Annotated in this window: 1 protein-coding gene; it reads left to right on the top strand. The window is 52.5% G+C overall.

Annotated features, from left to right (window positions below):
• Window positions 1–63 precede the first annotated feature (63 nt).
• Window positions 64–192 (top strand): hypothetical protein, encoded by a 129-nt coding sequence (locus PUR71_RS41020; RefSeq protein ID WP_329924702.1) that lies wholly within the window; start codon window positions 64–66, stop codon window positions 190–192.
• The last annotated feature ends 128 nt before the right edge of the window (window positions 193–320 follow it).

Below are 320 nucleotides of genomic sequence, written 5' to 3'. Positions count from 1 at the left end.
TGGGGTGTGGGGGGGGGGGTTGGGTTTGTTTGGTTGGGGGGTTTTTTTGTGTGGGGGGGGGGGGTGGGTTCTTGTTTGTTTTGTTTGGGGTTGTTTTTTTTTTTTTTTTTTTTGTTGTTGGTTTTTTTTTTGTGGGTGGGGGTGGTTTTTTTTTTATTGTTTTTTTTTGTGTGGGTTTGGGGTGGGGTTTGAAATTGGGGGTGGGTGGGGTGGTTTTGGGGATGTGGGGTCGGGTGGGGGGTGGGGGTTTTTTGGGGGGGGGGGTTGGGCCCCGTTCTGGGGGGGGGGGGGGGGGTGGGTTTTGGCTTTTTTTTGTTTGC

It is taken from the genome of Streptomyces sp. SP17BM10, from assembly GCF_036322405.1.
Lineage (GTDB): Bacteria > Actinomycetota > Actinomycetes > Streptomycetales > Streptomycetaceae > Kitasatospora.
Note: the sequence above shows the minus strand (reverse complement) of the source record. Positions and strands in the feature narration are given on the sequence as shown.